The sequence below is a fragment of the Streptomyces sp. NPDC057474 genome (assembly GCF_042802555.1).
GTDB lineage: Bacteria > Actinomycetota > Actinomycetes > Streptomycetales > Streptomycetaceae > Streptomyces.
Genome location: NZ_JBHVDX010000079.1, coordinates 16,377 through 40,509, shown reverse-complemented (window position 1 = coordinate 40,509; position 24,133 = coordinate 16,377). Strand labels below are relative to the sequence as shown.

Annotated in this window: 25 protein-coding genes and 5 pseudogenes; 16 read left to right on the top strand and 14 right to left on the bottom strand. The window is 69.6% G+C overall.

What is annotated here, in order from left to right:
- A pseudogene (locus ACFU53_RS22750) lies at window positions 1-265 on the bottom strand (sugar ABC transporter substrate-binding protein); the annotation flags it as partial.
- Between the two features lie 273 nt (window positions 266-538).
- Here ACFU53_RS22750 and ACFU53_RS22745 point away from each other — a divergent pair.
- Complete coding sequence (locus ACFU53_RS22745) at window positions 539-1,543, top strand: carbohydrate kinase (RefSeq protein ID WP_383995235.1); 1,005 nt, start codon at window positions 539-541, stop codon at window positions 1,541-1,543.
- A gap of 66 nt (window positions 1,544-1,609) precedes the next feature.
- Here the strand turns inward: ACFU53_RS22745 and ACFU53_RS22740 are convergent, their stop codons facing one another.
- Both ACFU53_RS22740 and ACFU53_RS22735 read right to left on the bottom strand, forming a co-directional pair.
- The gene (locus tag ACFU53_RS22740) at window positions 1,610-3,127 is read right to left on the bottom strand and encodes an FGGY-family carbohydrate kinase (protein ID WP_383995232.1); all 1,518 of its coding nucleotides are present in this window, start codon (window positions 3,125-3,127) and stop codon (window positions 1,610-1,612) included.
- A 559-nt stretch (window positions 3,128-3,686) separates the two neighbouring features.
- The gene (locus ACFU53_RS22735) at window positions 3,687-4,286 is read right to left on the bottom strand and encodes a TetR/AcrR family transcriptional regulator (RefSeq protein WP_383995229.1); all 600 of its coding nucleotides are present in this window, start codon (window positions 4,284-4,286) and stop codon (window positions 3,687-3,689) included.
- Between the two features lie 163 nt (window positions 4,287-4,449).
- Here ACFU53_RS22735 and ACFU53_RS22730 point away from each other — a divergent pair, with 163 nt between their 5' ends.
- Window positions 4,450-5,151 (top strand): hypothetical protein, encoded by a 702-nt coding sequence (locus ACFU53_RS22730; RefSeq protein WP_383995226.1) that lies wholly within the window; start codon window positions 4,450-4,452, stop codon window positions 5,149-5,151.
- A 438-nt stretch (window positions 5,152-5,589) separates the two neighbouring features.
- Here the strand turns inward: ACFU53_RS22730 and ACFU53_RS22725 are convergent.
- Window positions 5,590-6,540 (bottom strand): annotated as a pseudogene (locus tag ACFU53_RS22725) (TerC family protein); the annotation flags it as partial.
- A gap of 387 nt (window positions 6,541-6,927) precedes the next feature.
- Between ACFU53_RS22725 and ACFU53_RS22720 the strand changes: the two are divergent.
- Window positions 6,928-7,275: an ANTAR domain-containing protein gene (locus tag ACFU53_RS22720; protein ID WP_383995223.1), complete on the top strand. Its 348-nt coding sequence runs from the start codon at window positions 6,928-6,930 to the stop codon at window positions 7,273-7,275.
- 147 nt (window positions 7,276-7,422) lie between these two features.
- On the opposite strand, the gene ACFU53_RS22715 is transcribed toward ACFU53_RS22720, so the two are convergent.
- Entirely contained in the window at window positions 7,423-7,593 is a 171-nt protein-coding gene (locus ACFU53_RS22715; RefSeq protein ID WP_383995220.1) for an STAS domain-containing protein, read from the bottom strand.
- Between the two features lie 420 nt (window positions 7,594-8,013).
- Between ACFU53_RS22715 and ACFU53_RS22710 the strand changes: the two genes are divergently transcribed.
- From ACFU53_RS22710 to ACFU53_RS22695, 4 genes are all read left to right on the top strand, one after another.
- Entirely contained in the window at window positions 8,014-8,322 is a 309-nt protein-coding gene (locus ACFU53_RS22710) for an ATP-binding protein (protein WP_383995218.1), read from the top strand.
- Window positions 8,323-8,685: 363 nt separating this feature from the next.
- A complete protein-coding gene (locus tag ACFU53_RS22705; RefSeq protein WP_383995215.1) occupies window positions 8,686-10,017 on the top strand; it encodes a hemolysin family protein in 1,332 nt (443 codons plus the stop codon).
- Window positions 10,014-11,030: a hemolysin family protein gene (locus ACFU53_RS22700; RefSeq protein WP_383995212.1), complete on the top strand. Its 1,017-nt coding sequence runs from the start codon at window positions 10,014-10,016 to the stop codon at window positions 11,028-11,030. The genes ACFU53_RS22705 and ACFU53_RS22700 overlap by 4 nt, the downstream gene beginning before the upstream one ends.
- 214 nt (window positions 11,031-11,244) lie before the next feature.
- A complete protein-coding gene (locus ACFU53_RS22695; protein WP_383995209.1) occupies window positions 11,245-11,448 on the top strand; it encodes a cold-shock protein in 204 nt (67 codons plus the stop codon).
- A gap of 98 nt (window positions 11,449-11,546) precedes the next feature.
- On the opposite strand, the gene ACFU53_RS22690 is transcribed toward ACFU53_RS22695, so the two are convergent.
- A complete protein-coding gene (locus tag ACFU53_RS22690) occupies window positions 11,547-11,690 on the bottom strand; it encodes an ATP-dependent DNA ligase (protein WP_383995206.1) in 144 nt (47 codons plus the stop codon).
- 63 nt (window positions 11,691-11,753) lie between these two features.
- Between ACFU53_RS22690 and ACFU53_RS22685 the strand changes: the two genes are divergently transcribed.
- From ACFU53_RS22685 to ACFU53_RS22670, 4 genes and pseudogenes are all read left to right on the top strand, one after another.
- Entirely contained in the window at window positions 11,754-12,005 is a 252-nt protein-coding gene (locus tag ACFU53_RS22685; protein WP_383995203.1) for a DUF4235 domain-containing protein, read from the top strand.
- 606 nt (window positions 12,006-12,611) lie between these two features.
- The gene (locus ACFU53_RS22680) at window positions 12,612-13,295 is read left to right on the top strand and encodes an MOSC domain-containing protein (protein ID WP_383995200.1); all 684 of its coding nucleotides are present in this window, start codon (window positions 12,612-12,614) and stop codon (window positions 13,293-13,295) included.
- Window positions 13,296-13,650: 355 nt separating this feature from the next.
- A pseudogene (locus ACFU53_RS22675) lies at window positions 13,651-14,359 on the top strand (transposase); the annotation flags it as partial.
- A gap of 58 nt (window positions 14,360-14,417) precedes the next feature.
- Entirely contained in the window at window positions 14,418-14,876 is a 459-nt protein-coding gene (locus ACFU53_RS22670; protein WP_383995197.1) for a DUF4279 domain-containing protein, read from the top strand.
- A 75-nt stretch (window positions 14,877-14,951) separates the two neighbouring features.
- On the opposite strand, the gene ACFU53_RS22665 is transcribed toward ACFU53_RS22670, so the two are convergent.
- The 3 genes and pseudogenes from ACFU53_RS22665 to ACFU53_RS22655 form a co-directional block, all read right to left on the bottom strand.
- The gene (locus ACFU53_RS22665; protein ID WP_383995246.1) at window positions 14,952-15,749 is read right to left on the bottom strand and encodes a hypothetical protein; all 798 of its coding nucleotides are present in this window, start codon (window positions 15,747-15,749) and stop codon (window positions 14,952-14,954) included.
- 97 nt (window positions 15,750-15,846) lie between these two features.
- Window positions 15,847-15,900: pseudogene (locus tag ACFU53_RS22660) on the bottom strand (hypothetical protein); the annotation flags it as partial.
- 604 nt (window positions 15,901-16,504) lie between these two features.
- Window positions 16,505-17,266: a ZIP family metal transporter gene (locus tag ACFU53_RS22655; RefSeq protein ID WP_383995194.1), complete on the bottom strand. Its 762-nt coding sequence runs from the start codon at window positions 17,264-17,266 to the stop codon at window positions 16,505-16,507.
- Window positions 17,267-17,755: 489 nt separating this feature from the next.
- Here ACFU53_RS22655 and ACFU53_RS22650 point away from each other — a divergent pair, with 489 nt between their 5' ends.
- On the top strand, window positions 17,756-17,992 hold the full coding sequence (locus tag ACFU53_RS22650; RefSeq protein WP_383995191.1) for a hypothetical protein: 237 nt from the start codon (window positions 17,756-17,758) through the stop codon (window positions 17,990-17,992).
- 310 nt (window positions 17,993-18,302) lie between these two features.
- On the opposite strand, the gene ACFU53_RS22645 is transcribed toward ACFU53_RS22650, so the two are convergent.
- Complete coding sequence (locus ACFU53_RS22645; RefSeq protein ID WP_383995188.1) at window positions 18,303-18,560, bottom strand: hypothetical protein; 258 nt, start codon at window positions 18,558-18,560, stop codon at window positions 18,303-18,305.
- A 111-nt stretch (window positions 18,561-18,671) separates the two neighbouring features.
- Here ACFU53_RS22645 and ACFU53_RS22640 point away from each other — a divergent pair, with 111 nt between their 5' ends.
- Complete coding sequence (locus tag ACFU53_RS22640) at window positions 18,672-18,980, top strand: hypothetical protein (RefSeq protein ID WP_383995185.1); 309 nt, start codon at window positions 18,672-18,674, stop codon at window positions 18,978-18,980.
- Window positions 18,981-19,017: 37 nt separating this feature from the next.
- Here ACFU53_RS22640 and ACFU53_RS22635 read toward each other — a convergent pair whose 3' ends face one another.
- Window positions 19,018-19,275, bottom strand: coding sequence for an STAS domain-containing protein (locus tag ACFU53_RS22635; RefSeq protein WP_383995240.1), 258 nt, complete (start codon window positions 19,273-19,275; stop codon window positions 19,018-19,020).
- Between the two features lie 253 nt (window positions 19,276-19,528).
- Here ACFU53_RS22635 and ACFU53_RS22630 point away from each other — a divergent pair.
- From ACFU53_RS22630 to ACFU53_RS22620, 3 genes and pseudogenes are all read left to right on the top strand, one after another.
- Window positions 19,529-20,007: pseudogene (locus ACFU53_RS22630) on the top strand (ATP-binding protein).
- 185 nt (window positions 20,008-20,192) lie between these two features.
- On the top strand, window positions 20,193-20,543 hold the full coding sequence (locus tag ACFU53_RS22625; protein WP_383995182.1) for an STAS domain-containing protein: 351 nt from the start codon (window positions 20,193-20,195) through the stop codon (window positions 20,541-20,543).
- A complete protein-coding gene (locus ACFU53_RS22620; RefSeq protein WP_383995180.1) occupies window positions 20,543-21,475 on the top strand; it encodes an anti-sigma factor RsbA family regulatory protein in 933 nt (310 codons plus the stop codon). The genes ACFU53_RS22625 and ACFU53_RS22620 overlap by 1 nt, the downstream gene beginning before the upstream one ends.
- Window positions 21,476-21,549: 74 nt before the next feature.
- On the opposite strand, the gene ACFU53_RS22615 is transcribed toward ACFU53_RS22620, so the two are convergent.
- From ACFU53_RS22615 to ACFU53_RS22605, 3 genes are all read right to left on the bottom strand, one after another.
- On the bottom strand, window positions 21,550-22,425 hold the full coding sequence (locus tag ACFU53_RS22615) for an aldo/keto reductase (RefSeq protein WP_383995177.1): 876 nt from the start codon (window positions 22,423-22,425) through the stop codon (window positions 21,550-21,552).
- A gap of 77 nt (window positions 22,426-22,502) precedes the next feature.
- Entirely contained in the window at window positions 22,503-22,955 is a 453-nt protein-coding gene (locus ACFU53_RS22610; protein WP_383995174.1) for a fibronectin type III-like domain-contianing protein, read from the bottom strand.
- Window positions 22,952-24,121, bottom strand: coding sequence for a glycoside hydrolase family 3 protein (locus ACFU53_RS22605; protein WP_383995171.1), 1,170 nt, complete (start codon window positions 24,119-24,121; stop codon window positions 22,952-22,954). Before ACFU53_RS22605 ends, ACFU53_RS22610 begins: the two co-directional genes overlap by 4 nt.
- Window positions 24,122-24,133 lie beyond the last annotated feature (12 nt).

Here is a 24,133-nt window from a genome sequence, read left to right as displayed (position 1 = left end):
CGGCCTGGGTGGCGATGTCCTGGGTGACTTTGTCGCGCAGCTCGTTCTCGGGAAGGATCGTGAAGTTGACCTTGATCCCGGTGTCCTTGGTGAAGGTGTCCTTGGTCAGCTTCGCGATGTCCTCCATCTGCGGGTTGCCGACCATCAGGACGTTGATGCTCTTGCCGCCGTCCGAGGACCCGCCGGCTCCGGCCCCGGAACAGGCGGTGGCGAGCAGGGCGGTGGCGGCGGCGCCGGCTATGAGGGCGTATCTGGTCGATCGCATGTGACGGGGGACCTCTCGTACGGGTGGCTCGGGAAACGGCGTAGGGGACTCCCATGGCGGCGCCGCTCGTCGGAACCTCGACTGAGCTCGGCTGGGGAGGGGTGCGGATGCGGCCCTGGGGTGTGGGCGCAATATCGATGGCGGAATTATTATCAGGATGCTGCGCCGTTGTTAACACATCTTGCGAGAAAACTTATGGGAATCTATCGTCTAGCCGTCTCGTAGAGAGATGTGAGACGCCCCGACCGCGCCGCCGCCCCTGAGGAATCCCGCATGAACACCACTCCGAACAGACCAGACAGAGCGGAAACCGCAGACAACCCGGCCGTCGTCGTCGCCGGAGACGCGCTGGTGGACCTCACCCCCGCCCGCACCACCGACGGTGCCGCAGCCCTCCAGCCGCGCCCGGGCGGCTCCTGCCTCAATGTCGCCGCCGGTCTCGGCCGTCTCGGAGTCCCCGCAGCACTACTCGCGCGCATCTCCGACGACCACTTCGGCGATCTCCTGCGCGCGCACCTCGCGGCATCCGGCACCCGGCTCACCCACGTGCTGCCGACCTCCGACCCCACCACCCTCGCCGCCGTGCACCTGCACGAGGACGGGTCGGCCGCCTACTCCTTCCACGCAGGCGGCGCCGCCGACCGCGGCCTGCGGCCCGAGCACCTCGCCACCCTCCCGGACGGCGGTGACCTGCCCCTGAGTACGGCACTGCACCTCGGCTCGCTGGGGATGCTGCTGGAGCCCCTGGCCTCGACACTCGACGGACTGCTGCGCCGGGAGGCGGGCCGGCGGCTGGTGTCCCTCGACCCGAACGTCCGGCCGGGCCTGGTCACCGACCGTGCGGCCTACCTCCGGCGGTTCGCCGAGTGGGTGGCGCTCGCCGACGTGGTGAAGGCGAGCGACGAGGACCTGGCCTGGCTCCACCCGGGCGAGCCGTACGAAACAGTGGCCGACCGCTGGCTCGCGTCCGGGGTCGGACTCGTCCTGATCACGTTCGGCTCCCGGGGTGCCTGGGCCGCCGGCCGCGACGCCGACGTGCATGTGCCTGCCCCGGCGGTCGAGGTCGTCGACACGGTGGGAGCGGGCGACGCCTTCACCGCCGGGGTGCTCGCCCATCTGCACCACACCGGCCGACTCAGCCGCGAAGGCGTCGACGCTCTGAGCGCCGGCGAACTCGCCCGCCTGCTGTCGTATGCCGTGGAGATCGCGGCCGACACCTGCACCCGCGCCGGCGCCCAGCCGCCGTACCGCCGTGACGGCGTGCCGACCCCGGCGTAGGGTCCGCGGCAGGGGCCAACTGCCTTGCTCCGGTGGTTGATTCCTTGTGCGAGGGACTCCCTGTTCTCACTCGGCGGTCCCGTCCGCGTCCAAGCGGGCCCAGACCGGTCCGAGAGCCTCCAGCGCCTCCCGGTACACCTCGTACGCCTCGTCGAGTACGGCGGCCCGGTCGGCCTGGGGTTCGTGGCGTCGGAGCACGGTGGCTCCGGCGCGCGGGTCCGTCACGTCGTCGAGCAGACCTACGGCGGTGGCGGCCAGCAGGGCCGCTCCTCGGGCGGCACTCTCCGCCACGTCGGTCACCACGACCGGCCGCCGCAGAGCATCGGCGAACATCTGGCTCCACACCTCGCTGTGCGCGGCGCCGCCGGTCAGCCGGGCCGGCACCCCGGTGATCGGCAGCTTCGAGCAGAGCACGTCGACATGCCAGCGGTGATTGAGTACGACGCCCTCCATCAGAGCCCGAAGCAGATGGCCTCGGCCGTGCCAGCCGCGCAGACCGAGGAACGTCCCGGACGTGGGATGCGAGTGCGGGGAGCCATAGACGAACGGGTGGAACAACACCTCCGACGGACCGCTCAGATGCGCCTCGACCTCCCGGCCGAGCGCCTCGTGGACGCCGTCCCGCTGCTCGGCCGGAGCGCCCGTGACCCGCAGGAACCACTCCAGGTTCGCCACCGACGCCGGTGAGGTGGACATGGTCATCCACTGCCCCGGGCGGACGAAATGACGAACCTGCCAGCGCGGATCGACGACGGGGCGCTCGCAGACCACCTGGTTGATACTGAACGACCCGGCGATCATGGAGAGCTCGCCCGGCGTCGTGCCGCCGATTCCGAGCGCGGCGGCGTCGACGTCATGGGCACCCGAGACGACGGGGGTACCGGCGGTGAGCCCGGTGAGCGCCGCGGCCTCGGGGGCGACGGTTCCGCTCACCGCGTCGCAGGCCAGGACCGGCGGCAGCATGCCGGCGAGCGCTCCGAGGCCGTACAGGTCGAGCAGTTCCGGCGAGTAGCCGCCGTGCCGCATGTCGGTGAAGGAGGCGCTGGCATCCGTGGGATCGGTGGCCACCGATCCCGTCAGTCTCAGGCGCAGCCAGTCCTTGCAGGACAGCAGCCAACGGGCTTGCTGCAGTACTCCCGGCTCGTGGCGGGCGAGCCAGGCCAGCAGAGCGGCCGGGGAACCCGCGAAGGGCACCGTGCCCGACAGCTCCAGGGCGCGGGACCAGACCGGACTGCTCCGCCACTCCTCCAGCACCGGCTCGGCGCGCGTGTCCATCGCCACGATCGCGGCCCGTACCGGTCGGCCGCGATCGTCGACGGCGTACAGCCCGTCGCCGTGCCCGGTCAGCCCCACGGCGGCGACGGCCTGCCCCGCGTCCGGGCCCGCATCGGCGAGACAGGCGGCGATGGCCTGGTGCGCCGTCCGCCAGACGTCGTCCATGTTCCGCTCGACCCAGTACGGGTGAGGAGTGCTCAGCGGCAGCGTGCCGCTGGCCTGCGCCACCGGTCGGCCGGTGGCGTCGAACAGGACTGCCTTGGTCACGGTGTGTCCCGCGTCGAGGCCGAGCACCAGTTCACGTGCCAACGCTCACACCCACCCCAATTCGCGGGCGTCGCCCGGCACGGCGCACCGACCGGTCGCGGTGGCGACATCGACGTTCGCCACCCCCGCACGAGCAGCGGACCGGCCCGAAGTGCGGACCACGCACCGTCGCCACTGTGTCGACGTGGCACCCGGCAGGAACGAAACGATCAACACCGACCAGAACGCGCAATGCGCTCTCCTCGCATGTTTCGAAGCCACACCGCCCACGGGGCCGATCGTCCCACGGGACAGGTCGTGGCGCGCGGATCGCCAGCTGCTCGAACGGCGTTGCTACTCTCCCCGGCCCTCGGGGTCAGGAACGCAGTCCCAGCAGGTGCCTGCCTACGCCACCACGGCGTGCCGCACCCGACAAGTCGACGATGCGTGTGCTCGTGGAGGCGCCAGATGCCGCGGGCGCCCCGGCGAGAAGGTGGCACCTGTGCGGACGAGCAGGGCGGCAAGGGATCCGGCCGTGTGACAAACGGCCGGCAACCCCGTTGCGGAGCAACGTAGTCAGTCGGAAGACGGTAAGCCAACAGCTCGTCGCGTGATGTGCCAACTACGAAACGCCATCAGAAGCCTCCTGGCGGAAGCCCTCGTGGGTGAAGGCGATGGCCCGCTCGGTCAGGTCCATGAAGTTCCGCTGGGGCTGTTCGAGGGAGGTCTGCCCGGCGATCCGCAGGGCGACGAGGAAGGCCGCGGCGAGTACCTGGGCGCGCAAGGCCCGGTCCGGTTGGTCGGGCAGCCGCTGCTCGACAGCGTCGGCAAGGTCTTGTTCGACGGCGGTGTAGGCGGCGGCCAGCTCGGAGAGCAGTGCGGGGTGGAGGCGCAGTTCCCGGTATTGCGCCTCGGGTGTGTCGGGGTACTCCGCGTGAAGCTGCTCGGCGGCGCGGATGAGTGCGGTCCTCGGGGCCTCTTCTTCTGGGCGGGTACAGACGAGTTCGACCAGCCGGACGGCGCGTGTCCGGTCGTGGTGCATCAGAGCCTGCTCCTTGTTGGCGAAGTAGTTGGAGAAGGTGCGACGGGAGACGAAGGCGGCGTCAGCGATCGCCTCGACCGTGAGGTTCTCGATGCCGTTGGCCAGAGCGAGGCGCACGGCGGCGGCGTGCAGCGCCTCACGAGTCGCCGCCTTCTTGCGTTCACGCAGGCCGGTAGTCATCGGCAGTGAGCATACGCGGAGAATTGGAAACTTGCTCAATGGAAAAACTTGCACAACGGGAATCTATTTGTGAGGCTGATGCTGCGCAGTCGGCCGCTGGAGGTCCGGTGCTTTCGTCTCAAGTGCGTGAGCGGGAGGGCGGCTTGCCCGCCAGATCCGGGCGGTGACCGGCCTGCCGTACACCCGATGCCTCAAGCTGTGCGAGCCCTCCGAGGCCAGCTGGGTCCGCCTTGCCCGCGAACTGCGAGCGGCGGGCCTGATCGAGGTCGCCGACCGCCTCCTGGCCGTCGACGCCGTGACCAAAGGGGTGAGCACCTGGTTCTCCGCGGGCGGGGCGATTGAAGGGATCTACTACGACACCGACCACGAGCGGGTTCAGCAGACGTATGCCGCCTGCTCAGACGCCGCTGACGCAGCCCTGAGCCGTGCCGGGTCCGACAGAGATTCCTGGGGGGCCGACGCTGAGGCGTGTCACGCGGCCTTTCTCGCCCTGTCGAAGGCTGGGACGCCGCCCGACGGGCGTCCGCTCGCCCGCGCCGCCCGCGACATGTTCGCCGACGACGCGACGTGGTGCTCGGACGTCATCCGCTCCAGGGGGCGGGCTGCCTTCACGTACGACACTGCCGCCGGCCTCACCGGCCCCGGCACGCCGACCGCCGTGGCCGCCAGGAAGGCCGCCCGGGCAATGGCCCGCGCGGCCGCCGTCCTGTTCAACGGGGATGAGGAGTGGTACGAAGCGGCAGGGATCATGGTCGAGGTGATGTGGCATGCGGGCGAGGCCGCCGGGTTGCCGCCGCTGGAGGGACGCCCAAACTGCCAGGACCACCTTCGGGACTTCATGGACGGTGAGATTCCCCAGCGGTGACAGGGTGGCGGGGCGATCCCGGTAGAGATCCGGTGGGTCGTTTGATGTGACGGGTCGGCGCTGCCGATTTTGTTACCGGGCTGAGGACTGCTTGTAACTGGGGTCCAACCGGAAGTCGGCACAGTCGCGGTTTTGACATGCGCCCGGGCCCCATACGGGGACGAATACGCCGAGGGTCTTGTGCCGGTGGATAGCGGCCGGCACGGATTGCTTGCAGGTCGGACACACGTACGTTTCAGGCTTACGCTTCACTTTGACCATTTTTTTACGATATGCCCGTGCTGGCGCGTCGGGAAGTGCTTTGCCTCCTCGCTGGCCTGAGCGCGGGCGGGATTCAGCGTCCCGGCCTGGTGAACCGGTTGGGGACCCAGGGGTATCCGCCACAGGTAGTGAGCTGGGCTGTTCCGTGGTCCCGGAGGCGCCCTTCTGTTCGTCGGTCTGTCCCAGACCCCCTGTCGGGGCGGGCCTTCTGATGCTGAGCACCACGGAACCCGTCAGGACGACGACGATGACCGCGAGGCTGATCGGTGAGGGGATTTCCGGGATACTCGTGCTGATCATCTTGTGGGACGCCTGGAGGATGAGCTTGACGCCGATGAAGGCGAGGATGATCGCCAGTCCCTTGCTCAGGTAGTGGAAGCGGTCCAGGAGCCCTGCGAGCATGAAGTAGAGGGCCCGCAGACCGAGGATGGCGAACGCATTGCTGGTGTAGACGATGAACGCGTCGTCGCTGACCGCGAGGACGGCGGGCACGCTGTCGACGGCGAAGATCAGGTCGGCGGCCTCGATCGCGGCGACCACCGCGAGCAGCGGGGTCCCCACGCGCTTGCCGGCTTCCCTGACGAAGAACCGGGCTCCGGCGTACTCGTCCCGGACCGGGATGATCTTGCGGAGCATCCGTACGGCGAAGCTCTTGCCCGGGTCGAAGCTCTCCTGCTCGTCCTTGAGGAGCTTGTAGGTGCTGTAGAAGAGGACCGCCGCGAAGGCGAACAGCACCGCGGTGAAGCGGCTGACCACGGCCACGCCAAGGGAGAGGAAGATCCCGCGGAAGACGAGGGCGCCGATGACGCCGAAGAACAGCACGCGGTGCTGGTAGGCCCGCGGTACCTTGAAGTAGGCGAAGATCACGGCGAAGACGAAGAGGTTGTCGACCGACAGGCTCTTCTCCAGTAGCCAGGCTGTCGTGTACTCGGTGCCGGCGGTGGTGCCAAGGACGAGGAAGACAACCGCGCCGAAGATCAGGGCGAGGCTCACCCACAGGCCGCTCCAGGCGGCTGCCTCCTTGAAGCCGATGACGTGCGCGGTGCGGTGGGACAGCAGGTCTACCGCCAGCGACACGATCACCGTCGCGGCGAACGCCCCCCACAGCCAGAGCGGGACCTCAAGCATGCCGAACACCTTCACCATGGCCCGCGCGACATACGCCGACCCCTATACAGGAGTGTCCGGCATTGCGCCCCCGGGAGCATGCGGAGCGGCGAGGCCGGACGGTGCGCAGACGCTGACGTCCCCACATGCCTCGGCGGACCCGAGTCGGCTGCGGCACCCGCCTTGGCTGCCCGATACTCGACTGTCCGGCCCGGGAGGGTGAGCGCGGACGCGGCGGCCACCCGGCAGAACGAGGGTTGGGTAAACAGCCCTGGAGCTCTTCGCCGTCCCCTGGTCGGCGAGGGGCCTCTCATCCTGTGTGATCTTCACGTCACACGGAGGGTGTCTTGCCGTTTCGGTAAGGGGGCAGGCGTACAGAAAGCCCTACCCCTGCATGGAGACCAGCCCATGACGACCTCCCGCGTGCCGCGGCCCTCGCCCGACGGCACACGTGACGACGCCACGAACGCCCTGGAGCAGGAGAACGCGCAGCTGCGGCACGCCGTCGCTTCCCACGCGACGGTGGATCAGGCCATCGGTGTTCTCGCCGCGATCCACCGGCTTGCGCCGGCCGCAGGATTCGACGTGCTGCGTGAGGTCTCCCAGCACACCAACACCAAGCTGCACACGGTGGCTGAGACGGTGATCGCCTGGGCGCTGGGGAAGCCCCTGCCGGAGCTGGTGGGTCAGGAGCTGGAGGCGGCCGTGCAGCGGCGCTCAGGCCAGCGGAATGCCTCGGACGCGGAAGCCGGGTAGGACGCCGTGGCCAGGCATGGCGTGGGTCAGGGGGCCAGGGCCTGTTCTACGGTGGGATGGCAGCCGATGACCTGGTTCAGGCCGACGAGCTCAAGGGCCCATAGCACCGATGCCTGAGCGCTGGCAATGCGCAGCCATCCCTGAGCGTCACACAGCCTGGTGGGCGGCGATGAGGACGTTGATGCCGCTGGAGTCCATGAAGGTCACGCCGCTGAGGTCCACCACGGTGCGAGGCGGTGTCGCGCCGTTATAGGACAGCAGGGCTTCGGTGAGCTCGTTTGTGACGGCGTGGTCGGTCTCGCCTCGCAGGGTGACCACACCACCCGGATGTCGTCGATAGTGGTGTGGTCGATCGAGAGACCGGGCCGGGCTGTTCCGTGGGTGTCTGTCACCGTTTCCTCGACTGCGCTCGCTGATGGGGCTCAAAGCCCCCGACACGATGTTGGCAGCCTGCCCCGATATTACGGTGAACACTCGTTCGGCCCTCTGTGTAGCCGAGTTCAAGGGGCATGCGAGGCGGAGTCCGGGGTATGCGCCATGCGGGTGAACGGGTGAACGGGTGAATCCGGCGGAATCGGTCCCCGATGGTGAGGACAGCGTGATGCCTGGCGCCCTTCGATACAGGACACCATCGCCCTGGACGGCAACGGATCCTGCATCGCCGAGGCCCGCCACCGCGCGGTGGACTTCCTCGCCCGCGTCCAGGCTGCGCACGGCCTGCCGGTGTCAGCATGCGCGATGGACCTGACCCAGCTGGTGGTCAGCGAACTGGTCACCAACGCCCGCAAGTACGCTCCCGGGCCGGTGCTGATGGAACTGCGCATCGTCGGCTCGCTGGTGGAAGTGGTCGTGTGGGACTGCGATCCGGTCCTGCCGGTGGCCCGGGCCGCCGATGTGGGCAGGGTCGGGCAGCACGGTCTGGAGATCGTCATGGCCGGCGCCCAGGGTTTCGAGGTCCAGCGGGAGCCGGTCGGTAAACGCATCATCGCCCGCATCGCCCTGCCCGACGACCTGGGCGGCGACGTCACCGGACGCCGTCCCCAGTAGCAGACAGCGCTCCCCGGGCCCCGCTGTCTTGCCTGACGGCCTGCCATGAAGCGGCGGGCTACAGGGGGCGACGCCGACTTCCACCGTGGATCGGGCCCGGGTACAGGAGCGCTCAGCAGCGCGCGATGGGATCTTCCGACCACCACTCCGATCCTTGTCCGGCACTTATCCGGACCGGGAAGCTGCTTTACCGGTCCTTTACTATTGGGTGGGGGAAGACTTCCCTTCCCGACGAAGACGTTCCGCCCCCCTGCCGGGGGTGGTTGAGTGAAGAAGGAGCGGCAGACCCGCAATGGGTGAACCTCCCAGTACGAGCCGTGCCATACCCCGCCCGACAGAGAGCTGTGAATCGGGGGTGGCACGGTGACCGAGTTCCTGCTGCTCCTGCTCGCTCTGGCGCTGACTCTCGCGTGTGCGGTGTTCGTCGCGGCCGAGTTCTCCCTGACCACGGTCGAGCGCGCTGATCTCGAGCGTGCCGTGCAGGCGGGTGAGCGCGGCGCGGACAGCGCGCTGAAGGCCGTACGCCGTCTGACCTTCCAGCTGTCAGGCGCCCAGCTGGGCATCACCGTCACCTCGCTGGTGATCGGCATGCTCGCCGAGCCGTCCCTGGCCGCGCTGCTGCGCGGCCCGCTGACCGCGATCGGCCTGGCAGATGCGGCTTCCACGATCGCCACCATCCTCGGTGTCGCCGTGTCCACCGTGGTGCTGATGGTGGTCGGTGAGCTGGTGCCGAAGAACTGGGCGATCTCCCGGCCGCTGGCCGTGGCCAAGGTCGTCGCCACTCCGCAGCGCGGCTTCACCGCCGCCTTCGGACCCTTCATCGGGCACCTGAACAACACCGCGAACCGTTTCGTGCGCCGCTTCGGCCTGGAGCCGGCCGAAGAACTCGCCCACGCCCGCAGCCCGGAGGAGCTGGTGGCGCTGGTCCGGCACTCCGCTGCCCAGGGCGCGCTGGAGAAGGACTCCGCCGAACTGTTCGTGCGCACCCTGCACCTGGGTGAACTGACGGCCGAGAACGTCATGACCCCGCGGGTGGACGTCAAGGCCCTCGAATCCCACGCCAGCGCCGCGGACGCGGTCAACCTCACACACGCCACCGGCCTGTCCCGCTTCCCCGTCTACCGCGACAGCCTGGACGAGATCATCGGCACCATCCACATCCGCGACGTCCTCGCCCTGGACGAGGACCAGCGCGCCGGCACGCCGGTCACCGACCTGATGACACCGCCGCTGCTGGTGCCCGACAGCCTGCCCGTCGACACCCTCCTGGCCCGGATGCGCACGGAGCGCACCATGGCCGTAGTCATTGACGAATACGGCGGCACCGCCGGTGTCGCCACCGTCGAGGACATCATCGAGGAGGTCGTCGGCGAGGTCCGCGACGAACACGACCCCCTCGAGGTCCCCGACCTGCTCCCGAGGCCCGCAACCGAAGACGGCCGGCGGGTCTGGCAGGCCGAGGGCAGTATCCGCACCGACCAGCTCGCCGAGATCGGCCTGAGCGCCGCGGACGGCCCCTACGAAACCCTCGCCGGCCTGACCGCCACCCTCCTTAAACGCATCCCCCGGCCCGGAGACACCGTGCACTTCGACGGATGGGACATCACCGTCCTGGACGTCGACCACCACCGCGCCGACCGCCTTACCCTCGCCGCCCCCGCGGCGGACCGTACCGAGCAGGAGAGTGCCCGATGACCACCATCCAGATACTCATCGGCGCCCTGACCCTGCTCACCAACGCCTTCTTCGTCGGCGCCGAGTTCGCCCTGATCTCGGTACGCCGCAGCCAGATCGAGCCCAAGGCCCAGGCCGGGAACAAGCGCGCCAGGACCGCTCTGTGGGGGGTGGAGCATCTGTCGGGGGTGATGGCCACCGCCCAACTCGGCATCACGGTCTCCTCCCTCGTGCTGGGCGCCGTGGCCGAGCCGGCCATCGCCCACCTGCTGGAACCGCCCTTCCACGCCATCGGCTTGCCCGAGGGACTGATCCACCCGATCGCCTTCGTCATCGCCCTGACGCTCGCGACGTACCTGCACATGCTCTTCGGCGAGATGGTGCCCAAGAACATCGCCCTGGCCGCCCCGGTACCCACCACGCTGCTGCTGGGCCCGCCGCTGATCGCGCTCACCCGCGCGCTCAAGCCCGTCATCTTCGGCATCAACGCCTTCGCCAACACCCTGCTGCGCCTGCTCAAAGTCGAGCCCAAGGACGAAGTCGCCGCCGTCTTCACCGACGACGAACTCGCCCGCCTCGTCGCCGACTCCAGCCAGGCAGGCCTGCTCGATCCCGCCGACGGCGAACGGCTGCGCGACGCCCTGGAGCTCGGCACCCGTCCGGTCGGCGAGGTCCTGGTGCCGCTGGCCCGGATGAGCACGGTCGACCACCGCGTCACCCCCGCCCAGCTGGAGAAGGCCGCCACAGGCGCCGGCTACTCCCGGATGCCCGTCCTGGGCGCCGGCGGCACGATCATGGGCTACCTGCACATCAAGGACGCCATCGGCGTGTCCGAGCGGCACAAGCCGTTCCCCCGCACCGCCCTGCATCCCGTGACCCGCGTGCAGATCGATACTCCGCTCGATGACGCCCTCACCGCGATGCGGGCAGGCGGCACCCACCTCGCCGCTGTCACCGGCGAGAAGGGCACCGTGATCGGCTTCGTCACCATGGAAGACGTCCTGTCCGAACTCGTCGGCCCCACAGTCGCGTGACCGCTCCGGCCTAGAAGCGGGGATGCCGGCGCCGTTCGCCAGCAGATGTGGAAGCGCCGGTGCCCGGCGAGCTTGCGATGCGTGAAGCCTGTGTCGCCAGCCGGGTGAGGGCCGTGTTCCGGGGTAGAACGGCTGCTGGCTCCTGGATTGCAGAGAGCCGGAGCACGCCCCGACGAAGGGGCTGTTCTCGGGCATGAACGAAGGATCGACCAGTATGGCCAGCGGCACCGTGAAGTGGTTCAACGCCGAAAAGGGCTTCGGCTTCATCGAGCAGGACGGCGGAGGCCCGGACGTCTTCGCGCACTACTCCGAAATCAAGGGCAGCGGATACCGCGAGCTGACCGAGGGCGAGCACGTCACCTTCGACATCGGCCAGGGACAGAAGGGCCCGCAGGCCCAGAACATCATCCGCAGCTGACCGGGCGCAGGGATGCAGAGCTAGGCGGCTGTCCGGTCCGGCAGCAGCCTCGCTCATGGAAGCGAGAGGTACATACAGGTCAACCATCAGCATGGCTGTCAGTGCGGCGGTGACTTCATGTGGGGGACGTCGGCGGGGGAGAGGTCGGGGCGTGCGCGGTGCCAGCGTGCGGGGTGGCGCCATCGGCCGGAGGCGTCGCGGGCGACATCGACGCCGACTTCCACCACCAGCTCGGGTTCCACCAGCGTGACGACCAGTTTTTCCTGGCTGCTCCACCCGGCGGAGAACGACCAGCTTGTCCACGGATGCCCGCGCCGTCCCGGAGCGAGCAGGTCGCACCTGCCGCCTGGGCGAGGGTGGTGGTGCGGCCGGATGCCACAGTGGTCGGCGGCGGCCATGACGAGGACGCTCCCGACGCCACCGACGAGGACCGCACCTGGCGCGAGACGATGCTGGCGGCCGTCCTGCAGGGCGCGATCTTCGCCGGGGTCAAAGTCGCAGTCGACCGCGGCGGCGCCGCCGCGACCCGCCGCCTGACCGGCACCTGGCCCGGCTGACTCCTCCCGTCGAGGCCCGCCGCCCCACCTCGACCTGGGCGGACGTCGACGGACGGTTGGTTTTGGGAAGAAAGGGCACACCTGTGACCGCGCATCCCCCTCTTGCCTCCGCCGCGGCGGCCGTTACCGCTCTCGTTCTGCTCGCGCGCTGGTGGGCGACTTCCCGCACGCGGGAGCGCCACCGCAGCCGCTCACTCCTCCTGCCGTGGCATCGCCCCGCCCCCCGACCCGTCTCAGCCCGCCGCCCGGTTCAACGGCGCACCCGAACATGCCAGACTGGCCCTGACGTTGTTCAGCGGTCCCACCATGTTGGCCTCAGTCGGCCCCGATTCGTGAAGATCGGCCCCGCCGCGGACGGCTTGACTTGGCCCCACCCCTCCGCGACGCGTTGCTCGGCGGCGGGGTCAACTGGAACCGCCCGTACCGTTACCGCTGCTTTCACAGGTGGTACCGCCGCAAGCCGCCACGATGAGGCCGCTGGTAGACGTCACAACCAGGCGGCGGTGGAACGACGGCATGACCCCCCCCGTACGGTGATCGTCGCTGTGCTTGCCCGGGCAGCCGTCGACTACGGTCGCCGGACCGCTGGGATGAAGGGGGCGATGGATGCGGGTCGACCAACTGTGGCGGTATCCGGTGAAGTCGGTGGGTGGTGAGCGACTGACCGCGGCCACGGTCGGTGTGCTCGGAATCGAGGGTGACCGGGGCATCGCCATCCACGACGAGCGGGAAGAGGTCACCTGGGCCGGCGCTGTTCCGGCGCTCATGCGATTGCGGGCGGTCACCCTCGGGCCGGGCGTGGCCGAACTGGTCCTGCCGGACGGCCGGCGGTTCCGCTCCGATGCGCCTGACGCTGCCAGTCGGCTCAGTGCGGCTGTACAGGCCAAGGTCACGCTGGTCGAGCACCAGCCGCACCGGCCTGACGCCGCGCTCCATGTATTGACAACGACGGCGCTACGCAGCCTCGGCTCGACGCTGCCGGACAGTGCGATGGACGCCAGCCGGTTCCGGCCCAACCTGGTGCTCGACGACGTGCCCGGCGACCACGCGACCGGGTACCCCGAACACGATTGGATCGGCCGCCGGATGGTCATCGGCACGCTGCGGTTGCGCTTCACCGAGGGGTGCGACCGCTGCGTGATGATCACCAAGGAGACTCCGACTGTCCCGCATGACCGCGCCGTGCTGCGCTGGGTCGCCCGCGAGCTCGGCAACGCCCTCGGCGTGTACGCGGCGGTCGAGAAACCCGGCCATGTCCGTATCGGGGACAAGGCCCGCTGGCTCGACTGAATGTCATCAACTGTGACTGAGCACTCCAGTGCCACTGGCCAACTGGAGTGCTCAGGAGGCAGATGGCTGGTTGTGACGTCTACCAGCGGCCCCATCGTGGCGGCTTGCGGCGGTACCACCTGTGAAAGCAGCGGTAACGGTACGGGCGGTTCCAGTTGACCCCGCCGCCGAGCAACGCGTCGCGGAGGGGTGGGGTCAAGTCAAGCCGTCCGCGGCGGGGCCGATCTTCACGAATCGGGGCCGACTGAGGCCAACATGGTGGGACCGCTGAACAACGTCAGGGCCACCAGACCTCGCTCCCCAGCGCCGAGTGCGTGCTGCGGGAAGCCGAGGACCACCTGAGCCGGCAATGGAGTCCGACGGATACCGCGGCGAGGGTAAGACCGACGCCCGCGACGCCTACGTGATCGCCGACCAGGCCAGAATGCGCCGCGACCTGCCCCGGCGACGAAGCCGCCATCGAGCTCAAACTGCTGACCGGGCGCCGGGCGGACTTGGTCGAAAGGGGGGACCGCACCGGTGTCGTCAACCGCCTGCGCGGCACCCTGCTGAGCATGTTCCCGGCCCTGGAACGGGCCTTGGAGGTGACGAACACCGGGCCGCTCATGCTGCTGACGGGCTACCAGACCCCGACCGCGATCCGCCGCTGCGGAGCGAACACGAGCTCGCCGACATCGTCCTGAGCGTCCCCGGCATAGGCACTGTGTTGGGCGCGGAGTTCCTCGCCGCCGTCGGCGGCGGCCTGGACGGCTTCGACTCCCCGGATGCCCTGGCGGGCCTCGCCGGCGTCGCTCCCGCACCGCGTGACTCGGGCAAGGTCAGCGTCAACCTTCACCGGCGCTGGTCTACCACCGAAGGCTCCAGCGCGTCTTCTATACGTCCGCGCTGGTCAGCCTCCGCTACGACCCGAACTAGCGGAAGTTCTCCGACCGCAAACGAGCCGAGGGGAAGAAACACGTCCAGGCCGTGTTCGCCCTCGCCCGCCGACGCGTCAACGTCACTGGGCCCTGATCCGTGACCGATGGTGCTACCAGGTCGCACCTCCGGTCACCGCGGCTGCCTGACTGTCGGGGCACGCATAATCACGGTCGGCCCATTTCCCGCGCGGCTATCCTCCACGGGATGCCACTTCACCAGTACGCCTACTTCGCACTGTTCAGCCAGCACACCTCGGCAGACGACATGACCTCCCGGCTGGGTATCACTCCTGACGAGGTGACTGTTCGCGGCAGCAGAATCACCAAGCCGGCGGTGGTTCCGGTCGACCACTCGTGGATGGTTGTCTGCCGGGAACCGGGCCTGCGCGTCGACGAACAGATAACCCACATTCTCGACAGGCTCCAGCCCCGCACGGACCGCATCTGCGACCTCACCAGGCATCTGGCCGGCGCCGACGGGGGCGCAGTGCTTCAAGTCGTGCGCTACTTCAACGACACCGACCAAGCCCGGCCGGGGGCTGCGGATGCCCCCAACCTCTTCGGTTGGCACCTGGACCGCAAGGTCCTGGACTTCCTCATCGCCACCGGCGCCGAGCTCAACGTCGACGAGTACGACATGGCCGGAGACGAGGACGCCAGGTGAGCACATGACCTCGTACTCACCTGGGTGCATAAGCCGTATTCCGACGGCTTGACAACAGCATTAGGAAGCCAGGACTCACGGCGCGGCGACCTCAGTCCGGGAGGAGCTGATCGGCCAGGCGGCGCTCCTGGGCCAGGAGCGTGCCGTGCGTCGCCGGCGCGCCGGGTCGTCCCGTATGGCGTCCGGCAGCCGCCGCTGCAGTTCGTCGAGCGTGCGGCGAAGCCCCGCGACCACCTCACGCAGCGCCTGCGAGTCGCAGCCGTGGGAATCGCTTCCGGCGAACCGGGATTGGCCGTAGAGGCCGACAGCGCGCGCGGTGTGGCGCAGGAAGTCGGCGTAAGGGCCGGTGATCTGCGGGCCGGGACGGGCTGCCTTCCCGCTGTGGTTCGCGGTCTCCAGCACGGTGCGGGTCACGCCTGCGGTGTGAACGGCGACATGGTTCAGTACGGTCAGCGCATCGTCGTACGCCTTGCCGGGCGACGGCACGCGTACGGCGCCCGCGGTGATTGCCCCGGCATGCTTTCGCGGCTCCAGCCGATCGCGGAGCGGGCCTGGTCGATCAGGCGGCCCAGACGCAAGCGCGCGCTCGTGCCGCTCCCCAGCCGCGTGAGTGCCCCCCTCGCCGTCGGCCAACCCCTCGGCCACCGCTTCCAGGATCTCCTGCGCCTCGCGGGCGGCGTCCTCAAGGGCGGCGCAGGTGTCACGCAGATACACCGGCGGCCGGATCAGCGCGTTGACCGCGATGCCGACCACTGCTCCGAAGACCGCCTCCGCGATGCGCGCGCCCGACGTCGCCAGGGAGACTTGCCCGTTGGTCAGGACGAACAGCACGCCGGTGGCGGCATAGATACCCTGGCTGCCAGGCGCTGCCACTGTGCCAGCAGCAACACCGCCGGAAGCACCACATCGCGACCATCGTGCTGTCCAGTACCAACGCGACGACCGTCGCCACCACCGTGCCCACCGCGATCGCCGCCACTTGCTGCAGACCGTGCGCGAGCGACCGGTACACCGTCGACTCCACCAGCACGACCGCCACCCACGGAGCGACGAACGCTGTCGGCGCCTGCAGCCACCACCCAGCCAACCGCCCACGCCACACAGGCAGCCAGCGCCGCCGTGCCAGGCCTGCACCATCAGGTTGCGTTCACGGCCCGGTTCCGACCACGCCTCCGCGCACCGCCCGCGCAGCAGCCCGGCCATGACGCCGAACCGCCCCTGTTGCCCAACCCGTCCACTTCATGGCACAGCAAGTGCCACACCAGGGACGGCAGATGCGCCCCTGTGGGCACCTTCACGGCATCGACGTGGGCAAACGGCACCGGACGCACACGGCGGCTCCGCCTCACATGCCGTCTCGGTCCAGACGTGGGCTATGGGGCGGATCGAAGTCCTGAACACTGTCAACAGCGGGTCACCGCGCGAACCTCGGCAGTATCGCGGCGCCGTTACCGTCTTCCCGCCGGGTCGTTACCACAACGCCCCCCGGCCTCGTTAGGGGCCCCGGTGTTGTCATGGCACAGTCCCGGGGCCCCGCGGGCATCCGCGGTCGGCGGCCTCGGACGGACTCGTGCACTACCTGCCACACACAGCGCCATGGCATGGTTCCCCGCTCCTAACATCAGCGGTCAGGTGTGGGAGAGGGTGAAGGAGACGAGGAAGCCGCTGACGGTGATCAGTCCGATGGCCAGGTGGGCGTCGTCGAAGGCTTCAGGGATCATCGTGTCGGCGATCATGGCGAGGATCGCCCCGGCCGCCACCGCGGTCACCGCGGCGATCACGGCGGGGGAGAAGGAACCGACCACCGTGTAACCGAGAACGGCCGACACCGTGCTGGCCGCGGCGATCGCCGCCCAGACGCCGAAGACGTACCCCCGGCCGCGTCCGGCCTTCTTCATCCCCGCCGAACTGGACAGTCCTTCGGGAACGTTGCTGATGAACACTGCGGCCACGGTCACCAGACTGACCGCGCCGCCGTCGAGCAGGCTGACGCCGATGACCGCGGACTCCGGCACGCCGTCGAGCAGAGCGCCGAGCGCGAGCGCTGTCCCGGACCCGCCCTGCTCGGCCTCCGAGGGCTGCGCCTCCGCCCGCCCGTGACCAGAGCGCTTGCGGTGCCGGGCGCCCCGGCGGGCCAGCCACACGTTGCCCCCGGTGTAGGCCAAGGCGCCGATCAGGGTGCCGACGGCCGCAGGAGCAAGTCCCGCCTGGTCGTACGCCTCCCCGACCAGTTCGAAGGACACCGCTGAGATCAGCACCCCGGCCCCGAAGGCCATCACGGTCGCGATCACCTTCTGCGGCACCCGCAGCCCGTACCCCAGCGCAGCACCGAGCAGCAGCGCCGAACCCGCCACCAACCCCCACAGTCCAGCCTCTACCACTTCAGCCATGCCGACCCGTCTACCCGCTAAATGCGGATCAACGGGCGACCAGCGCGTCCGTGCGGACCGGAGTGAGCCATACATCCGCGCAGAAGGGGGAAGCGGCACAAGGCGGGCACCTGACGCTGGTCCGGCAGGCCCAGGTGCCAGGCACCCCCGGCACTGATCCTGACCCATCGTCGGGCAAGGAGACTCACCAATGAACGATCTGGCCCACCTGCTGCAAGATGCGATCATTCGGTTAGATCCGTGCCGCGTACGCGAGGCAGAAATTCACCCGAGCGGGCCGACATCGCGCCGCCGCCACCTCTCGGGTCCGGTTCGCACGAACCGCCGCGCCGCCCGTTCAGCCGCTGATGTATTGGGGCGACCGCGACCCCGACCATGAGGCCGACCATGGGCCCGGCCGTGCCACGCCCACCCCCGACCACAACTGGTCAGCGCGCCCGGAGCATGTCCCGCGCGACGAGGAATTCGAGCACACGATCTAATGCCGGTATGGACTCCACCGACGTCCCCGACGACCTGGTCCAGATGCAGCACGCCTGGAACGCCGCCTACGAAGCGCTCGCCGCGCCCCGGTCCCGTGACACCACGGCCCTGCGCCGCCACTTGCTGCTCCTGTCCGTACGCCTGACGTGGCACCCGTACTGGAAGAGGGTTCCCTCGGTGTCGGCGGCGCGTGCTGAGTTGCGGCAGATGGCCCGCGCCTGGGGAGCAGCGCGGGCTGCGTGAGGAACGCCCGGGTGCCCAGGAGTGCGGAACCGCGTCAGGCTGCGGTAGGTGTTGCGCCATGGGGTTGCGCCGGGTGTTGCCAGTGTTGCGGTAGGTGTTGCGCGAGCCTTCGCAGCGTCCTGGCGTTTGCCCAGGTCACTTCGGGCGTACGGGCGTGGTCGGGGTGCTGACATCCCCGTTGCGGCCGCTTTGCCTATGTCCCTGGCTGGAGTTGAGGAGTGGGAGGGCGGGATGGGCGGCGCGGACGCGGCCGGGGATCGGGGCGCTCGGCCGGGTTGCGCGTCGGCCAGGCCGCCGCGCCGCGCCGCCGTCAGTGCGGAGGTGCCGTCAGGCGGGGAGCGTCGGTGGGGGAGAGGTCGGGGCGGGAGCGGTGCCAGCGTGCGGGGTGGCGCCACCGGCCGGAGGCGTCGCGGGCGACATCGACGCCGACTTCCACCCGCGTGACGTCCAGCGTTTCCGCGGGCTGCCCCACCCGGTGCAGAATGACCAGCCTGTCCATGATGGCCACGCCGGCCGGGTCGAGCAGGCCGACGAGCGTGCCGCCCGCCGCCTGGGTGCCGACCCCCATCACCTGGCGATGGCATGTGAGGGTTTCTTAGCCCAGCGGTGACGTTGACGATGCGATACCGGGGCACACGAACCCAGCACGATCCATGCGGGTGTCCGGCAGGAGGAGCCAGTGGCCGGTCATGAGGTCTATGCCGCCAGCGCAATGTCGGTGGTGGCCGCGATACTGCTCGCGCGATGGCGCCTGACAGGCCGAAGTGGCAGGCCGCGCACCGCTGTCGTATCCGGCCGTGCTTCGCGCTGGACGGCGCTGAGGGAGGTCCGGCGCACGGGTTCCACCGCGGCTCAAGCCGAGCGACACCTGCCGACGGACGCGCCATGCGCTCAGCGGGCGGTGCAGGAGGCCGAAGACCTCATGCACGGCTACTGGCGCCAGCTCAGTCCCCTCTACCTCTCCAAGCGCGATCACCATCAGCACTGAGCCGGTCGGGCCGCGCACGGCCGGAACGGGGGATAGGTCAGTTACTGAGAGCTTGACGGAGGGTTTCGCGGCAGTCGACGCCGACGATCTGCAGGGGGCGCATCACGGCTTCGGTCGGTGCGGCCAGGCGGATCCAGCCGCCGACCTCGGTGAGGGCGCGGTGGGCGGCGATGGAAGTGTTGATGCCGGTGGAGTCCATGAAGGTGACCCGGCTCAGATCGACCACGATGCGAGGGCGGGGAGTTCCGGAGACGTCCAGGGCCTGGCGGAGCGTCTGGCCGGTGTCGCGGTTGATCTATCCCGCCAGGGTCAGCACACGGATGCCGTCGGCGGCGGCGGAGACGACCGACAACTGGCCTGACTACGCGGCTTGTCCGGTGTCCGCCATCTCTCCCTCGGCCATGCCGGTGATACTGGCACACCAGGACCTTCACCTGCAGTGCTGCCCGCCATAGAAGCGGGTGATGCCCTTGCAAGCAGGGCGTAAAGCGTGTACCAAGCATGCGTGACGCGCGGGGATGTGAACGGGGTAGGAGAAGCGAGCCGCGATGGAACCAGCCCCGGTGGGTGAGGACAGCGCGGTACCGGATGAGCAGGCCATACAGACCACGGTGGCCCTGGAGGGCGACGGTGCGTGTATCGCGCAGGCCCGCCACCTCGCCGCCGGCTTCCTCACGCGCGTCCAGGCCGAGCATGGGCTGCCGGTCTCGCAGCGTGCCGTGGGTCTCACCCAGTTGGTGGTCAGCCAGCTGGTCACCAATGCCCGCAAGTACGCGCCGGGCCCGGTGCTGATGGACCTGCGCATCGTCGGCGACGCGGTCGAGGTGGTGGTGTGGGACTGCGATCCGGTACTGCCGGTGGCCCGGGCCGCCGACGCGGGACGGGTGGGCCAGCACGGTCTGGAGATCGTCATGGCCGTCGCCCGGGCTTCGAAGTGCAGCGGGAGGCAGTCGGCAAGCACATCACCGCTCGCATCGCCCTCCTGGACGACCCCGGCGGCGCCATCGCCGGACGCCGACCCCTGTAGACGACGCAGACCACCCCCAGTTCGGGCTCCCAGAGCGCTATCCGAAACCGTCGATAGACGTTGCTCGCTCCCACTTACAGAACCAGGCGTGTCTGCCGCCTGGATACACTGCCCCGTTGGGAGGAGCTTTTGCTCTGCCCGTGCCGGGACGGTCGGCAGGCGGCTTGATGTGAAGGAGTCCGAGCGTGGATGCCCCACATGCGGTGGGCGGGCCCCCGGCGGTGCCCGGGAGGGCCGCGTTGGAGGTGAGCCCGTTGCCCGGTCGTTCCGGGATACGTGCCCGCGGTGAGATCAGTGCCCTCACTCGCCCGTCTTGGGAGCAGGCCCTGTCCGAGCTGGTCCGGCGGCACGCGGGCGTGTCGTACGTGGAGCTGTCGGATGTGGCGTTCGTCGACGTGGCCGGGGTAACCGCGCTGGCGGTCACCGCCATGAACCTGCCCGACGGGAGGGTTGTGGTCGAGAATCCCCCGCCGCAGCTGCCGCGGGTTTTGGAGATGTTCTGGCCGGGCCTGGACCGGATCGAGGTGGCTCTGTGATGAGCACGGTGACCACCCACGAGGCGTTCGTGCACCCTGCCCTCTTCTACCGCACCGAGCAGGAGTACACGCGGCAGACGGTGGCCTTCCTGCGCGAGGGCCTGACCAACGGCGAGCCGATGGCCGTGGCGGTGCCCGGCCCCAACCTGGAGCTGATCAAGGCAGGTCTGGGCGGGGACGCCAAGGGCATCCTGTTCCTGGACATGACCGAGGCCGGCCGCAACCCGGGGCGGATCATCCCCAAGGTGCTGCGTGGATTCGCCGACGCCCACCCGAAGGGGCGTGTGCGGATCATCGGCGAGCCGATCTGGGCCGGGCGCAGCGCGGTGGAGTACCCGGCGTGCGCGCAGCACGAGGCGCTGATCAACGCGGCGTTCGATGGCCGGGCGGTGACGATCCTGTGCCCCTACGACGAGGTGCGGCTGGAGCCGGAGGTTCTCGCTGATGCGAAGGTCACCCACCCGACCGTCATCAGCGGGGATGGACGTGAGTCGGTCAGCGACGTCTACGACTGGCAGGCGGTCGTCGATCGGTACAACCAGGCGCTTGCGCCTGCACCGGACGCCGCGGCCTTCTCCTACGGTGGTGAGGACCTTCCGGCGGTCCGTCAGTTCGCTCTCGCTCAGGCGATGCGGCTGGGCCTGGTGGGGGAGCGGCTGATGGATGTGGAGCTGGCGGTCGCGGAGCTGACGACCAACAGCGTGGTCCACGGCGGAGGCCGCGGGACACTCGCCATCTGGGCCGAGCAGGGGCAGCTGGTGTGTGAGGTCCGCGATGCGGGCCGGCTGACCGATCCGCTGGCCGGCCGCCGCCCGCCGGAGCGCGACCAGCTGGGCGGCCGGGGCCTGATGCTGGTCCACTACGTGGCCGACCTGGTGCGCGTGCACACCGGCGACGACGGCACGACCGTGCGCTTCTACCTCAGCTTGTGACAGCGCGCGTGGGCGGCCACCTGTCCGGGTGGCCGCCCGCTGCAAGGGACAGAGCGAGGAGCGGGTGGCGTGGGTCAGGCGGTCGCCTTCGACAGTGCTTCGAACTCGTCGTCGGTGAGTTCGATGGTCGCGCCGGTGAGGTTGTCCTCCAGGTGGGCGACGCGTGAGGTGCCTGGGATGGGGAGCATGACCGGGGAGCGCTTGAGGAGCCAGGCGAGGGCGAGTTGCGACGGTGAGGCGTTGTGCTGCTTGGCGAGTTCGGTGAGCGGGCTGCCTTCGCCGGTGAGCTGTCCGGTGGCGAGCGGGAACCAGGGGATGAAGCCGATGCCCTGCTCGGTCGACCACTCGAGCAGCTCTTCCGCGGAGCGGTTGGTGAGGTTGTAGAGGTTCTGCACGGAGACGATCGGCGCGATCTCCTGCGCCGCCTTCACCTCTGTCACGGTGACCTCGCTGAGGCCGATGTGCCGGATCTTGCCCTCGTCCTGGAGCTTCTTCAGTTCGCCGATCTGGTCTTCGAGCGGGGTGTCGGGGTCGATGCGGTGGAGCTGGAACAGGTCGATGCGGTCGACGCCGAGGCGCCGCAGGCTCATCTCGGCCTGCTGGCGGAGGTAGGCGGGGCGGCCAACGGGCGCCCAGAGGTCGGGGCCCTGGCGGGTGAGGCCGGCCTTCGTCGCGATGACGATGTCGTCGCCGTAGGGGTGCAGGGCCTCGCGCAGGAGGGGCTCGGTGACGTCGGGGCCGTAGCTGTCGGCGGTGTCGAAGAAGTTCACGCCGAGCTCGACGGCGCGCTTGAGTACGCGGATGGCCTCAGCGTGGTCCTTCGGCTCGCCCCAGACGCCCTTGCCGGTCAGCTGCATCGTGCCGTAGCCGAGGCGGTTGATCTCGAGGTCGCCGCCGAGTCGGAAGGTGCCGGAAGCCTTTGCGGGGCGGGCGGTGTGGGTGGTGGTCATCTCGTGTTATCCCTCAAGGTGGTTGGTGATGGACGGCACTGGATGGTGCCGTGGGGTGTGGTCGGACGGGTGGTGTGTCAGCGCAGCAGGTCCGGCTGGAGGCGGGTGGTCTGTGCGGGTCCGTCCTCGTCGTGGGGGTGTGCGCCGATGCGGACCTGGTAGGTGCCGCCCGCGATGCCAAATGCCCCGGCATCGGCGTCCCAGCGGGCGAGCAGCCGCGGTTCGAGGTGCAGCACCACTGGGAGGCTCTCGCCCGGTTCCAGATGAACCTTTTCGAACGCGGCCAGCCGAGGGCCGAAATCGTCGGTGTCGCCGCCGACGGGCATGCCGCGGCTGACATACACCTGGGCCAGGAACGCTCCGGCGCGGGAGCCGGTGTTGGTGACGGTGCCCGCAACGCGGACGTCCGGGCCGTGGGCGGTGACGGTCAGGCCGCTGAAGGCGAACGTGGTGTAGGACAGTCCCCAGCCGAACGGGTAGGCGGGCACGAGTTGCCCGGACTTCTCGACCGTGCTGCCGTGCGGCGTCACTGTGGAGGACCCGCCGCCGGAGAGAACCGCGACATCCGCGTACCGCCCGATGACCACGATGCGCTGAAGGCCCTGCGGCGCGGGCAGCAGGTCGCCGGTGTTCTTGAGCAGGACCAGTCCGCGGCACGCTGCGCGATGAGATCGTCGGCGCTGTAGTCGACCGCACCACCGGGCACGGGCGGGTCGTCGATCACGCCGAGGCGGAACAGCGTACGGAGCTGACGGTGCACCATGTCGTCGATCCGCTGTTGCGGGACCCGGCCCTCGCGTACGGCATCGCGCAGCGGTGCACCGAAGTAGGGCTCGGGGTCGAAGTTCGCGCCCGACTGGACGTCGAGGCCGGCGAGGGCCGCCTTCTCGGTGGAGTGGGTGGCGCCCCAGTCGGCCATGACCCAGCCGTCGAAGCCCCACTCGCCCTTGAGGACGGTGGTGAGCAGGTGGGCGTTCTCGGACGCGTAGTGGCCCTTAACCAGGTTGTAGCCGGGCATGACCGCACCCGGACGGCCATCCTCGATGGCGATCTGGAAGGCGAGGAGATCCGATTCGCGGTGGGCCGCCTCCTGGCTGCGGGAGTCGGCCATGACGCGGCCGGTCTCCTGGGCGTTGAGGGTGAAGTGCTTCACGGTGGACACCACGCCCTGGGCCTGGGCGGCCATCACAGAGGCGCCCGCCAGGCGGCCGGTGAGCAGCGGGTCCTCGCTGAGGTACTCGAAGTTGCGGCCTCCGGTGGCCTCACGCACGAGGTTGGCACCGCCGGCAAGCTGAACGGCGAACCCCTTGGCCCGGGCCTGACGGCCGACGAGCGCGCCGGTCTCCCGCGCGGTTGCGACGTCGAAGGTCGCCCCGAGTAGCAGAGACGAAGGCAGCGCGGTCGCGTTGTCGCCGGGCCGGATGCCGCCGGGGTTGACGACACCGAGGCCGGCGCCGCCGAGGCCGGCGTCAGCCTGCTGGATCCCCGGAAGGCCCAGACGCGGGATCGCCGGGTAGTACGCCGCCGCCCCCAGCGCACCGTCCGGGATCGTCGGCCAGCCCGGGACCGGCAGGGCGATCGGCGCGGACAGCCAGGAGAACTTCTCGTCCTCGGTCATCTCCGCGACGACGAGATGGGCGCGTTCGTCCGGTGCGAGCCGCCGGTCCTGCCACGGGTGTGCTCGTGCGCTGTGCATCTGCTCCTCCGA